Source organism: Salinicoccus sp. Marseille-QA3875, assembly GCF_054950095.1.
On the sequence record NZ_CM143103.1, the window covers coordinates 2,356,890 to 2,370,521 of the forward strand.

10 protein-coding genes and 1 riboswitch are annotated in these 13,632 nt (G+C 45.1%); all 10 genes read left to right on the top strand.

Annotation, left to right across the window (positions count from 1 at the left end; all coding sequences use genetic code 11):
- The first annotated feature begins 3 nt into the window (after window positions 1-3).
- The 10 genes from ACY8DT_RS11955 to mutL all read left to right on the top strand — a co-directional run bounded on the left by ACY8DT_RS11955 (window position 4) and on the right by mutL (window position 13,632).
- Window positions 4-1,725, top strand: a complete 1,722-nt coding sequence (locus ACY8DT_RS11955) for an ABC transporter ATP-binding protein (RefSeq protein WP_462420537.1) — start codon at window positions 4-6, stop codon at window positions 1,723-1,725.
- Window positions 1,718-3,538, top strand: coding sequence for an ABC transporter ATP-binding protein (locus ACY8DT_RS11960; RefSeq protein WP_462420538.1), 1,821 nt, complete (start codon window positions 1,718-1,720; stop codon window positions 3,536-3,538). Before ACY8DT_RS11955 ends, ACY8DT_RS11960 begins: the two co-directional genes overlap by 8 nt.
- A gap of 51 nt (window positions 3,539-3,589) precedes the next feature.
- Window positions 3,590-3,681: riboswitch (TPP riboswitch) on the top strand.
- A gap of 62 nt (window positions 3,682-3,743) precedes the next feature.
- A complete protein-coding gene (locus tag ACY8DT_RS11965; RefSeq protein WP_462420539.1) occupies window positions 3,744-4,325 on the top strand; it encodes an ECF transporter S component in 582 nt (193 codons plus the stop codon).
- 5 nt (window positions 4,326-4,330) lie between these two features.
- Entirely contained in the window at window positions 4,331-5,737 is a 1,407-nt protein-coding gene (locus ACY8DT_RS11970; RefSeq protein WP_462420540.1) for an ABC transporter ATP-binding protein, read from the top strand.
- The gene (locus ACY8DT_RS11975) at window positions 5,730-6,521 is read left to right on the top strand and encodes an energy-coupling factor transporter transmembrane component T family protein (RefSeq protein WP_462420541.1); all 792 of its coding nucleotides are present in this window, start codon (window positions 5,730-5,732) and stop codon (window positions 6,519-6,521) included. Before ACY8DT_RS11970 ends, ACY8DT_RS11975 begins: the two co-directional genes overlap by 8 nt.
- An 81-nt stretch (window positions 6,522-6,602) precedes the next feature.
- Window positions 6,603-8,141 (top strand): tRNA (N6-isopentenyl adenosine(37)-C2)-methylthiotransferase MiaB, encoded by a 1,539-nt coding sequence (gene miaB / locus ACY8DT_RS11980; RefSeq protein ID WP_462420542.1) that lies wholly within the window; start codon window positions 6,603-6,605, stop codon window positions 8,139-8,141.
- A gap of 1 nt (window position 8,142) precedes the next feature.
- The gene (locus ACY8DT_RS11985; RefSeq protein WP_052256581.1) at window positions 8,143-8,574 is read left to right on the top strand and encodes a YlbF/YmcA family competence regulator; all 432 of its coding nucleotides are present in this window, start codon (window positions 8,143-8,145) and stop codon (window positions 8,572-8,574) included.
- A gap of 77 nt (window positions 8,575-8,651) precedes the next feature.
- Window positions 8,652-9,137 carry an energy coupling factor transporter S component ThiW gene (thiW, locus tag ACY8DT_RS11990; protein ID WP_462420543.1) on the top strand — a complete coding sequence of 162 codons (486 nt, stop codon included), beginning with the start codon at window positions 8,652-8,654 and terminating at the stop codon, window positions 9,135-9,137.
- A gap of 75 nt (window positions 9,138-9,212) precedes the next feature.
- Entirely contained in the window at window positions 9,213-11,759 is a 2,547-nt protein-coding gene (mutS, locus tag ACY8DT_RS11995; protein ID WP_462420544.1) for a DNA mismatch repair protein MutS, read from the top strand.
- Window positions 11,752-13,632, top strand: a complete 1,881-nt coding sequence (gene mutL / locus ACY8DT_RS12000; protein WP_462420545.1) for a DNA mismatch repair endonuclease MutL — start codon at window positions 11,752-11,754, stop codon at window positions 13,630-13,632. Before mutS ends, mutL begins: the two co-directional genes overlap by 8 nt.

A 13,632-nucleotide genomic window follows, 5' to 3' on the forward strand; every position in this document is an offset into this window, starting at 1 on the left:
CAATTGTTCAAGATTTTTAAGAAGTCTTTTAAATATAAATGGTTTATGGCGATAGCTCTGTTATGTATGTTGACAGAGCTCACAGTAGAGCTGCTGCAGCCATTTTTCATATCAAAGGTAATTGATGACGGAATTGTCATGCAGGAAATCGATGTCGTCTGGTTATATTTGGGCGTCATGCTGTCACTCAGCTTACTGTCATTCATCGCAGGAATCATCAACTCGTATTTTGCGAGTTTCGTTGCTACGAATTTCAGTTATGATCTCAGAATGGCGATTTTTAAAAGGATTCAGAACTTCACTTTGACTACGCTGTCCAAGTTTCCGACTTCGAGTCTGATTACGCGACTGACGCAGGACGTCCTGATGACTGAGATGCTGTTATATATGTCTCTGCGTATTGTACTCAGGGCACCGCTCCTTGTCGTCGGATCGCTGGTCATGTCGTTCGTGGTAAATCCGACGCTCGGTTTTTATCTATCCCTGCTGACGCCTTTCCTTCTGATATTTTTATACATAGCGGCAAAACACGGGGCAAAAATATTTTTACGTGTCCAAAAGCGTCTGGATAAGCTGAACAGATTCATCCAGCAGAATTTGGAGGCGGTGCGCCTGATCAAGGCGAACGACCGTGCGTCATTTGAAAACGATAAATTTTTCGGTGTGGCCGGCAAGCTTAAAAATGATACTGTCAGCGGCCTGAGGCTGATGGAGTCGATTTTACCCGTACTGCTTCTCATAATGAACACGAGTCTCCTGATTGTCATATGGGCATCATCAGACCTGCTGTCAACGGGCAATGTTCAGATTGGTGAAGTGGTTGCCGTAATCAACTACGGCCTCAGAATGCAGGGTGGATTCTCGATGTTTGCATTCATCATCATTGCCTACTCCCGTTCGAAGGCGAGCAGCGAGCGTATGAATGCGGTGCTTGATTCACCGGTTACAGAGAATAATCATGAGGCAATCTACAAAGAGGCGAAAGCGGGTTCTGTACGCTTCAGCAATGTGTCTTTCAAATATCCGGGTTCCACAAGATATGTATTGAAAGATATCACTTTTGAAGTGGCTGAAAATGAAAATCTTGTAATCATGGGAGGGACAGGCTCAGGCAAAAGTACTTTAATCAGTTTGATTCCAAGGATGTATGATGTAATCGAAGGAAATGTTTACGTCAATGACATAGACGTCCAGGACTGGAATGAAGAAGATCTCAGACAGACGATCGGCTACGTACCCCAGTCGGCAATCCTGTTTTCGGGCTCGATCTATGAAAACCTGTTATGGGGGGACGATGAAGCGCTGCATACGGATATTGTCGCATCGACTGAAAAAGCACAGATTCATGAAAATATCGAAGACTTCGATCATCAATATAAAACGATTGTCGGCCAGCGCGGTGTGACACTTTCAGGCGGCCAGAAACAGCGGTTGTCAATTGCGCGGGCGCTCGTCCGACGTCCTTCGATACTGATATTGGATGACAGCACTTCTGCGCTCGATATTAAAACTGAATCGGCGCTGTGGGACGCTCTGAATGAAGAGAAGGCGACCCGTATCGTCATTACACAGAAGATTGTCACGGCACAGACTGCAGACAGAGTCATCCTCCTTGATGACGGCAGGATCAGTGCAACCGGCACCCACACGGAACTGCTGGAAAGATCAGAGCTGTACCGACGTATCAACGCATCCCAAAATGAGGGGGGGCATATCGATGATTGATAAAATAAAAAGACCGTTCGGCTATGAACCGATCTTAACCAAGGAAGATCTTAAAGGTAAGAAGAAAAAAGAGGATCAGCGGGCCAATGATTTCTGGGGGACGCTGGTCCGCCTATGGCAGTTCATGAGGAATGAGCGGAGATTATTGTACTTCATCATCTTCGTGGTGATGATAACGAGTCTGTTGACAATAGCGGGACCGTTCCTTGTCGGACAGACTGTCGACAATTATCTCGTCGTCCAGGAGTTCGACGGACTGATCGGGGTGCTGGTCTTCATATTCTTCATCTATCTGCTGTCATCGGGGACCCAGTACCTTGCCTCCTTCTTAATGGTGGGACTGGCACAGAGGACGATCTACAATTTGCGGGTCCGTTTATTTTCACATATGCAGGAACTGTCGGTCAGATTTTTTGATAAGAGACAGCACGGTGAACTGATGAGCCGGATGACGAATGATATTGAAACATTGTCTCAGACGATGAACTCATCGTTCATCCAGTTCACAACAAGCATAGTGACGCTGATCGGTACAGTTTCTGTAATGTTATATTTAAGCCCGCTTCTGACGCTGCTCACGATGACCATCGTCCCGGTGCTCATTTTCGGTGTGGCATTCGTAACAAAAAGGACCGGTCCCCTTTATAAGCAGAGACAGCGGAGAACCGGGGAACTGAACGGATATATCGAAGAGATAGTCTCCGGACAGGAAATCGTCAAAGTTTTTTCACAGGAGGAAAGGACGATAGCGGCTTTCGATGAACGGGCATCAAAACTGAAGCATGTCACTTTCTGGGCGCTGCTTTATGCCGGTTTCATCCCTAAGATAATGAATATGCTGAACAACATCAGCTTTGCGATCGTCGCCGGTGCCGGCGGCCTGATGGCGCTATATACAGACGGCCTTGTTACAATCGGAACCATCGTCATCTTCGCAGAGTTTGCGAGACAGTTCACCCGTCCGCTTGCAGACCTTTCGAACCAGTTCAACCAGGTGCTGTCTGCGATTGCGGGAGCCGAGCGTGTGTTCCAGATCATCGATACAAAAGAGGAATCTGACGATGGAACGATTGAAGATAAGACAATACAAGGCAAAATCGATTTTAAAAATGTCTATTTCTCTTATGATAAAGAACAGTTTGAACCGACGATACAAGATCTGACATTCTCGATCGATGCAGGTGAGTCCGTCGCACTGATCGGTGCGACGGGTGCAGGTAAGACGACTGTCATGCAGCTTCTCGCCCGTTTCTATGAAGTGGACGGCGGTGAAGTGCTGATCGACGGAACGAATCTGACTGAATACAAACGCCATAATGTACGTTCACAGACAGCATTTGTCCTGCAGGACCCGTACTTGTTCGAATCGACCATCAGAGAAAATATCAGATACGGAAAACTGGATGCCACGGACGAAGAAGTGGTTGAAGCGGCGAAGCTTGCGAATGCACATGATTTCATCGTTCAGCTCGAAGATGGTTATGACACGGTGCTCGAACTGGATGAAGGGTTTATTTCACAGGGGCAGAAGCAGCTGATTTCGATCGCCCGTGCACTGATCACAGATCCAGCGATTCTACTTCTGGATGAAGCGACATCAAGCATTGATACGGTGACCGAGCTTAAAATCCAGGAAGCGCTTGAACATCTGATGAAAGGAAGAACGAGCATCATCATTGCACACCGTCTGAATACGATCAAAGCGGTGGACAGAATATTTGTGCTGGAAGACGGCCGGATGCTGGAATCCGGGTCGGAAGCGGAGCTGCTCGCTAAAGAGGGACGCTACTATGAAATGATAAATGCCAAATGACTTCACAAACAGCATCAAGTGTACTATCATACTAGTTAACTGAATAATAAACACATCCACTAGGGGTGCCCCGTGCGGGCTGAGATTCACCCTTAATACCTGATCTAGATTATGCTAGCGTAGGAAAGTGGCATATTTCAATATATGCACACCGTACGTTTGCGGTGTGTTTTTTATTTGGAAATATATTTTTAGGGGTTTTGTTATGGCAGAAAGAAAAGGTCTGACGTTGACAGATGTACTGATAACAGTTGTAATCGGTTTTGTATTTGCAGTGATCTATTCGCTGTGGGGAGCAATCTACACGGTTCTCCAGCCGCTCGGACTGCACTTGAATGAACTGGCTTACGGCATGTGGTTCATCGCAGCTGTCGTCGCTTATTTAATATTGAGGAAGCCGGGTGTTGCACTGCTTGCTGAGTTTGCGGCAGGGGCGGGGGAAACAATCGTCACTTTGCAGTTTGACGTATTCTTAATCGTTTATGCTCTGCTTCAGGGGCTCGCATGTGAAATCATCTTTGCTCTCTTTAAATATGAAAGCACCAGGATGATGACGGCAGTTTACGCAGGTATCGCAGCAGCACTGATCACACTGCCGATCGACTGGTTCTACGGTTATCTGGCCGAAGTGGCCACATGGAATATTGTGTTGATGTTTTCGTTCAGAATCATCAGCGGTGCATTGATTGCAGGTGTGCTCGCGCACTTGATCTATCAGGCGCTCCGTGAGACCGGCGTATTGAAATTCGTCGGCAGCCGCAAATTAAATCATGATGAAGGATTGTAGAAGATTTGGCTATTGAAATAAAGAACCTCAGACTGAAGTTTCCTGAAACGGATAAAAGACAGTTCAGCAATTTAAATATAAATATAAAGACGGGCGAGAAGGTGCTGATGCTCGGCCCTTCAGGTTCGGGGAAAAGTACACTTCTCAATATTCTCGGCGGTAATATACCGAGAAGTATGGATATCCCTTTTAAAGCGGATGTCCTGGATGTCGATACAGAAGCTGCCTACGTGTTCCAGGACCCGGATTCACAGTTCACGATGCCGACTGTCGTTGAAGAGCTCGCGTTCATTTTGGAAAACAGAAATGTACCGCGTAGGGAAATGGACCGGATGATACAGGATGCTCTTTTTAAAGTAGGCTTGAAAACAGACTTGAAGATGCCCATCAATAATTTATCAGGAGGGATGAAACAGCGTCTCGCGATCGCTTCGGCACTGCTTCAGGGCAGTGGAACTTTATTGCTTGATGAACCGACAAGCATGCTGGACGAAGCATCGGTCGGCGGCCTGTGGCAGACACTTGAAAATATCTGGGAGGACAAGACCGTAGTCATTGTGGAACACCGCGTGAACGAGATATGGGATAAGGTCGACCGCGTCGTCTTAATGAATGCAGAAGGCGAACTTATCATGGACGACAGCCCCCACAGCATTATGGATAACTACATTGAACTGCTGAACGAATACGGTGTATGGCACCCATATTCATGGGACTATGCGCCGGTTTTCACTAAAGTTGAGCCAGAAGATGAAACGCTCATAGAAATAAATGACATGACGCTCGAAAGAGGCAGAGAGACACTTTTGAACATTGACAATTTAATAATCAAAAAAGGTGAATGGCTGACAATTGAAGGAGAAAACGGCACCGGAAAAACGAGTCTGATGCTGGCGCTGATGAAGCTGGTCAAAACGGACGGCATCATCCATGTGAATGGCAAAAAAGTCAGGAAGACAAAAGATATTGCGGGCACCGTCTACCCTGTATTTCAAAACCCGGAACTGCAGTTCATTACGAACAAAGTTTACGACGAAGTGTTCATCAACCTGGAGATGCATTATCCACAGGATGCAGCGCATGAAAAATGTGAGGCGCTGCTCGGCAGAATCGGTCTGGATCATGTGGGTCATCTGCATCCGCTTGAAATTTCTACGGGGCAGAAGCGCCGCCTTTCTGTAGCGACAGCAACCGGCGGTGTGCCGGAAGTCATGATTTTTGATGAGCCGACATTCGGTCTTGATCAGAAGCTTTCATACGAACTGCTCAAGATGTTCCATGAACGCGTCGAGGAAGGCGTCACTGTCATCATGATCACTCATGACCGCGGCATTACAGAAAGATATCCGACGAGAAGACTGATACTTGAGAATAAAGGGATTACGGAAGTCCGGGGTGACGGTCATGCTTGAACAGATAAAAAATTATCATACATTCGTTGACAGGACGAATCCACTCACTAAAATTTTTATAGGCATACTGTTATTTCTGTTGGTCGTATTGATGCACAATCCGAATCAACTGTTTTATCTATCATTCATCATGCTGATCACCATGATCATTTTATCGGGCATACGACTCCGGTATCTGGCTGTGGTGCTGGTATTGTTTTTCGTGTTTGGTCTATTTTCAGCGATGTACATGATATTTTACGGCGCCGGGTCGACGACTTTATTCCGCCTTGGGCTCATTCATATAACCGAAGAGAGTCTGATCAGGGGGATCCACATCATGATGCGCGGTTTGACGCTGTCATTTTTCGGTGCGCTCGTCATTTTCACTACAAAGCTGACGGATGTATTTTACAGTCTGATGATCCAGCTTAAATTAAAGCCGAAATTTGCGTACTCGTTCATGGCGGCAATCCGCATGGTGCCGATTATTGCAGGTGAGTATATGATGCTGAGACAGGCAAGAAAGGTAAGAAAACCGCTCATTCATAAAAAGCATATTTCAGGTATTAAAGGGTTCATCACGACGGTGATCACTTTATTGTCACAAAGCATCAGACGTGCATACCGTCTCGGTGTTGCGATGGAGGCGAAACAGTTCGATGACGGACCGAGAACTTACTATTATCAGACTGCATTCTCGAAATATGATGTTTTATTTGTACTGATGATCATTGTAATCGCTTCTGCTTCTCTCTTCCTCGGAACGGCATTTAATCTGATTAATGTCACCGATGCGAGGTAATCAATCAAATGTACTTTAAATTACTGATGAAAACCGATATACTATATAAAGATATTTCAATGGAGTAAATGGGGTTTTAAGATGAATGAAGAACAGAGATTGGATGCTTCAAAAGTCAAGCAGAAAACAGAAGAAAAAGACTACAGTCAATATTTTCAACATGTCTATCAGCCTCCGAATCTAAGAGATGCAAGAAGGCGCGGAAAGACGGAAGTTGAGTATCATAAAGATTTTGAAATTGATGAACGCTTCATGGGCCTCGGCAAAGGGCGCAAATTTTTCATCAGGACCTACGGCTGCCAGATGAATGTGCATGACACGGAAGTCATCGCCGGCATATTTACGGCACTCGGGTACGAGCATACCGATACGACGGATGATGCAGATGTCATCTTGCTGAACACGTGTGCAATCCGTGAGAATGCGGAGAACAAAGTGTTCAGTGAAATCGGTAACTTGAAACATGTGAAGCAGAATAATCCCGAAGTACTGATCGGAGTCTGCGGGTGCATGGCTCAGGAAGAGTCGGTCGTGAATAAAATCCTTAAATCATATCAGAACGTTGATATCATTTTTGGTACTCATAACATTCACCGTCTGCCGAATATACTGGATGAAGCATACATGTCCAAAGAGAAAGTGATAGAAGTCTGGTCCAAAGAAGGCGACGTTATTGAAAACCTGCCCAAAGTCCGTGAAGGCGGCACGAAGGCATGGGTCAACATCATGTATGGATGCGATAAGTTCTGTACATACTGCATCGTACCTTTCACACGCGGTAAAGAGCGCTCAAGAATGCCTGAAGACATTCTTGAAGAAGTCAGGGATCTCGCTGCAAGAGGCTACCAGGAAATTACGCTGCTCGGCCAGAATGTCAACTCATACGGTAAAGACCTGAATCTGGACTACAGCTATGATCTTGGCGACCTTATGAGCGATGTGGCAAAGACCAATATTCCACGCGTGCGCTTTACAACAAGCCACCCATGGGATTTCACGGACAACTTGATTGATGTGCTTGCGACGGGTGAAAACCTGATGCCGCATATCCACCTGCCTGTACAGTCCGGTAACGACGATGTGCTTAAAATCATGGGCAGAAAGTATACGAGAGAAGCCTACCTCGAACTTGTCGGTAAAATCAGAGCGAAAATGCCTGATGTAGCGCTCACGACTGATATTATCGTCGGGTATCCGAATGAGACCGAAGAACAGTTCCTTGATACGATGTCACTTTATCAGGAAGTCGGTTTTGAGCATGCCTATACGTACATCTACTCGCCGAGAGACGGTACGCCGGCAGCCAAAATGGAAGACAATGTAAGTGATCAGGATAAAAAAGACCGTCTGCAGCGACTGAACCGTCTGGTGACGCATTACACGCGTGACGCGCTGAGCAAATACCAGGACGAGTATGTGAACGTACTTTGTGAAGGTACAAGCAAGAAGCGTGACGATATTTACGCAGGCTATACAGATAAAAGTAAACTTGTGAATTTCACAGCACCTAGTGACGATGTCATTGGTAAAATAGTAAAAGTAAAAGTCACGGAAACAAGGAATTTTTCTCTAATGGGTGAATTTGTAGAAGTGCTTAATGAAGAAAAGGTGGAAGCGTAATATGTATACAAAGCAGGAAATAGTTGAAGAAGCGAAAAAGTTGGGCAAGATGATGGCTGAAACGGAACAGGTTGAATTTTTTAAAAAAGCGGAAGCCAAAATTCACGAAAACAAAGATGTCCGTGAAGGCATGGCGAGCTTGAAGAGTCTGCAGAAGCAATCCGTCAACTTCCAAAACTACGGTAAGGAACGTGCCTACCAGATGACGGAAGAAAAAATAAAGAAAATCCAGGATGAACTGGATGAAATGCCGATTGTGGAACAGTTCAAAGATTCCCAGCGCCAGATGAATGAATTGCTGCAGCTGGTATCACATGCAATCAGCAGAACGGTCACAGAAGAAGTCATCACATCTACAGGCGGAGACCTGCTGATGGGTGAAACAGGTGCGGCAGTGGAAAACAGACCGAACCAAAATAATGAAGAACTATAAATATAATTTCAAAACCGGCTGTACATCTTTTATTGATGTGCAGCCGGTTTTAATTTAACTAAAAGGGGAGTTTCATTATGGCAAGAAAGTTGACATTGACAAGCATACTCGTCGCATTGAATGTAGTACTCGGCATGATCGTAACCATACCGCTCGGCGCAATACGGGCAGCACCGGTTCAGCATCTGATCAATGTCCTCGGGGCGGTATTTACCGGTCCGTGGGTTGTGCTGCAGGCTTTTGTTTCATCGACGATCCGGATTCTGATGGGGACCGGAACACCGTTTGCATATCCCGGGAGCATGGTGGGGGCACTCTTTGCATGGCTGATGTACCGACAGTTCAAAAAGCTGCACTATGCCGCCATCGGTGAAGTGGCCGGCACAGGAATCATCGGTGCACTGATGACCTACCCGCTCATATTGGTGCTGGGGCTGGAAGGCGAGTTCTTCTTTGTACTGGCCCCGGCGTTTATTATAAGCAGTCTGCTCGGTGCTGTCATATCATGGTTCATATTAAAGCAGCTGGAAAAGCGCAATGTACTTCACAAAATGCAGGATTGACCCTTATTTCTTCAATCATCACTTTGAATAATGATATAATTGAAGAGATAAAATTATTAATTTGGAAGTGTTATTATGGCCGCGTCAACAACGCCGATGATGAAACAATACCTGTCTATCAAAGATGAGCACCCGGATGCTCTTCTATTTTTCAGACTGGGTGATTTTTATGAATTATTTTATGATGATGCAGTCACAGCAAGCAAAGTGCTGGAAATTACATTGACTGCACGGGATAAAAAGAAAGACCCGATACCGATGTGCGGGGTACCGCATCATTCTTCAAGAAACTATATAGAAAAACTGATTGAAAATGGTTTTAAAGTGGCTATCTGCGAACAGATGGAGGACCCGAGAGAAGTTAAAGGGATGGTCAAGCGTGCAGTAGTGAGAGTCATCACTCCCGGCACTCTGATCGATGATTTCGGTATGGATGACGGCAGAAACAACTATCTGCTTGCATTACATACTGATGGTCATCATTACAGCGCGGGCTATGCTGATATATCTACAGGAGAATTGTACTCATTCCAGACAACCGACACTAATGAGCTGAAAAGTGAAGTGGAAAGAATCGGCCCTGCAGAAATCGTGGTCGATAAAGACAGTGAGCCTTTAATTGAATTCATCTATAATGATCCGCCGCTTTACACGGTCTATGAGAACGTTCAGGAATATAATGTGGAAAAGGAAGAGAATGTTCATGAGGATGATGTCATCAACCTTCTTTTATCCTACATCACAGCAAATAATATGAAGAGCCTGATGCACTTCAGACCTGTAAAGAAGCACAATATCAGCGGAGCGATGAAATTGAACAGCACCGCGATTTCAAACCTGGAACTGCTCAGCAACATCCAGACGAAAAAGGAAAAAGGTTCATTATTCTGGTATTTGAACCGCACCGAAACACCGATGGGGAAAAGAAAACTCAGGTCCTGGATAGAGCGTCCGCTGATGAATGTGACGCACATCAAAGCAAGACATGATGTCGTCAATATCTTTCTGGATAATTTCATTGAGAGAGCAGACCTTCTCAAACTGTTGAATCAGGTTTATGATATCGAGCGTCTTGTCGGCCGTCTCAGCTTTGGAAACATTGATGCGAAAGATTTGGTCCAGATCAGGGATTCACTGGAAGGACTGCCTGATATTAAACGGATTCTTTCCGAGCTGGATCTGCTGGACTTCCGTATTTTCAAAAACTTTGATGCACTTGAAGATGTCTTTCATATTCTGAATGAGAGTCTGCTGGACCCGCCGCCGAAAACGGTACGTGACGGAAATATATTCAAATCGGAATATAATGAAAAACTGTCGGAACTCAGGTATATACAGGATCATGCAAGAAGCTACCTGAATGAATATCTGGAATCTGAACGTGACAGGACAGGCATTAAAAACATTAAGATCGGTTTTAATAAGGTTTTCGGTTATTTCATTGAAATATCCAAAGTGAATGCGATGAATTTTGATGCGGAAAAGTTTGAATACAGCAGAAAACAGACTTTGACGAATGCAGAACGTTTCATTACGCCCGAGCTTAAAGAGATGGAAACTAAAATTCTTACAGCAGAAGATGAAAGTATCGTTTTGGAATACCGTCTGTTCACTGAACTGCGGACAGAGATGGAAGGATATATCGAACGGTTACAGAAGACAGCGGAGATGATTTCCTCACTCGATTGTCTGCTGTCGTATGCTGAAGTGTCAAACACATACCGCCTGACTGAACCGGACTTCAATAAGGATAAATTTGAAATTGAAGAGGGCAGACACCCGGTTGTAGAAAAGGTGATCGGAGAAAACACATATGTACCGAATGATTTGAAAATGGACCAGTCAGACTTCATGTACTTGATCACCGGTCCAAACATGTCAGGTAAAAGTACTTATATGCGTCAGGTGGCAATCATCAGCATCATGGCCCAGATGGGCATGTTCGTCCCTGCGAAAAGTGCAACACTGCCGGTGTTTGATGCAATATTCACGAGAATCGGTGCCAGCGACGATCTGTCCAGCGGTAAATCGACTTTCATGATTGAAATGATGGAAGCGAATGATGCTCTAAGAAAAGCGACGGAGAACAGCCTGCTGATATTCGATGAAATCGGCCGTGGAACGTCGACTTACGACGGGATGGCGCTGGCTGAAAGTATGCTGGTGTACATTCATAACTTCATCGGGGCGAAAACTTTATTCTCCACACATTATCATGAACTGACGAAGCTCGATGCAGAACTGGACGGTCTCTCAAATTATCATGTGAAGGCCACTGAATATGACGGGAAGCTGGTGTTCCTTCATAAAGTGAAACCGGGTGCTGTAGAGAAAAGTTACGGTATACACGTGGCACGGCTCGCTGAACTGCCTGAGGAAGTGACTTCATACGCAAGAGAAAAACTCGCCTCCCTCGAGTCTGGCAGACGCACGCCCGGCCGGACGGACACTTATCAGCTGGAACTGCCACTTGATGATATGGAAACCCGGGAACGGAGTGATGAAGCGCAGAATGTCATGGATAAATTGACGTCGATAGATGTCAACAGTATGACACCACTCGAGGGACTGCAGGCTTTAAATGATTTAAAACACATGTTAAAAGGTGATCTGAATGAGTAAAATCAAAATTCTGGACCCAAAGATACAAAATAAAATAGCCGCCGGTGAAGTGGTTGAACGGCCGAGCTCTGTCGTGAAAGAGCTGATTGAGAACTCGATTGATGCCAATGCCACGGAAATCCAGGTGAATATTGAAGAATCGGGCATGAAAGAGATCAGAATCATCGACAATGGAGACGGCATTGAAGCAGATGATGCAAAACTTCTGTTCGAACGTCATGCGACTAGTAAAATCAATGACGATTATGATCTTTTCCAGATCCGTTCACTCGGTTTCAGGGGAGAGGCACTGGCAAGTATCGGCGCAGTATCCAAAGTGACACTGGAGACGATGAATGAAAATTCCGAACCGGTCAGATTACAATACGAAGGCGGTACAGAGACGAAAAATGAACCGGGCAAAGCAAGGCCGGGGACTGATATTATTATCCGGGAACTGTTTTTCAACACCCCTGCCAGATTAAAATATGTCAGTTCACTTAGAACGGAAGCGGGGAAAGTCATCGGCATCATCCAGCGCATGGCGCTGAATTACCCGGAGGTCAGTTTCCGTCTTATGATTGACGGTAAAGAAAAGCTGCGCACAAGCGGCAAAGGGGATTTGTTGGCGGTCATCGCTGATATTTACGGCATTAATATCGCTCGGCTCGCAATTCCGCTTGAAGACTCATCACCAGACTTTGAAGTGAGCGGTTTTGTCATCCGTCCTGAAATAACGAGAAGTCACCGGAATTATATCAACCTGTCCGTCAACCAGAGATTCATTAAAAACTTCCGCCTTTCCCAGAGTGTCATCAAGGGGTATCACACTCTACAGCCGAAAGATAAATTTCCGATTGCTGTAATCAATATAGATATGGATCCTAAAATAGTGGATGTCAATGTCCATCCGGCAAAAACAGAAGTAAGATTTTCTAAAGAATCTGAACTGAATCAGCTTGTCGAAGGTGCAGTGAGAAAAGCGCTGCGGGATGAAACACTCATACCGGACGTTGAACAGAAGACAAAAACCAAAGAGAAAATAGAGCAGTCACAGTTCGATTTTATGAATGACCCGGCGGGGCGCGGTGAAAGAATTGAAACAAATGATTTCCGCCGGCGGGAGAATGTCTCGGAGGCAGCGACTGAAGACAAAACAGAGCGCCCGGCTATAAACACAGGGAATTCTTTCATCAAAACAGAAGATACATCTGACTACGAAAGAAAGAAACGAGCCCCGGATGCGAAGAAAAATCCTTTCCGGCAAACACGGGCAACTTCAGTACAGGATATACCGCCGTTAAAAAAAGAGAAACTGCCTTACTTGGAAATTATCGGTCAGCTGCACGGCACTTATATACTGATGCAGAATGACACGGGCATGTACATGATGGATCAGCACGCTGCACAGGAAAGAATAAAATATGAGTACTACTATGAAAATATTCAAAATGAGGGTGACGGTGTACCATTGCTGATTCCTTATACATTCGAATTTCCATTGGATGACGTCATTACAATCGATGAAAAGATGACGGATCTGAAAGGACTTGGATTTGATATTCAAAAAACAGGCATTAAAAACTATTCGATCTCCCGTTATCCGAACTGGATCAGAACGGACGACCCTGAAGAAGATATTGCATCACTGATCGATTTCATATGCCATAAAGAGCACTTCAGCGTCAATGACTACCGGGAGGAGATGTCCATCATGATGAGCTGTAAACAATCGATCAAAGCAAATCATTATCTGGATAAGACTCAGATGGAAGCACTCCTTAAAGAACTGAATGAATGTGACAGTCCGTATACGTGTCCGCACGGCAGACCTGTAATCATACACATGACGACTTATGAGATAGAAAAGATGTTCAATAGAATAATGAAATAG

What these genes read in the sequence shown, in the direction of transcription:
- mutS (WP_462420544.1), top strand. Translation starts at nt 9,213, where the DNA reads ATGGCCGCGTCAACAACGCCGATGATGAAACAATACCTGTCTATCAAA.
- mutL (WP_462420545.1), top strand. Translation starts at nt 11,752, where the DNA reads ATGAGTAAAATCAAAATTCTGGACCCAAAGATACAAAATAAAATAGCC.
- ACY8DT_RS11965 (WP_462420539.1), top strand. Translation starts at nt 3,744, where the DNA reads ATGGCAGAAAGAAAAGGTCTGACGTTGACAGATGTACTGATAACAGTT.
- ACY8DT_RS11960 (WP_462420538.1), top strand. Translation starts at nt 1,718, where the DNA reads ATGATTGATAAAATAAAAAGACCGTTCGGCTATGAACCGATCTTAACC.
- thiW (WP_462420543.1), top strand. Translation starts at nt 8,652, where the DNA reads ATGGCAAGAAAGTTGACATTGACAAGCATACTCGTCGCATTGAATGTA.
- miaB (WP_462420542.1), top strand. Translation starts at nt 6,603, where the DNA reads ATGAATGAAGAACAGAGATTGGATGCTTCAAAAGTCAAGCAGAAAACA.
- ACY8DT_RS11975 (WP_462420541.1), top strand. Translation starts at nt 5,730, where the DNA reads ATGCTTGAACAGATAAAAAATTATCATACATTCGTTGACAGGACGAAT.
- ACY8DT_RS11985 (WP_052256581.1), top strand. Translation starts at nt 8,143, where the DNA reads ATGTATACAAAGCAGGAAATAGTTGAAGAAGCGAAAAAGTTGGGCAAG.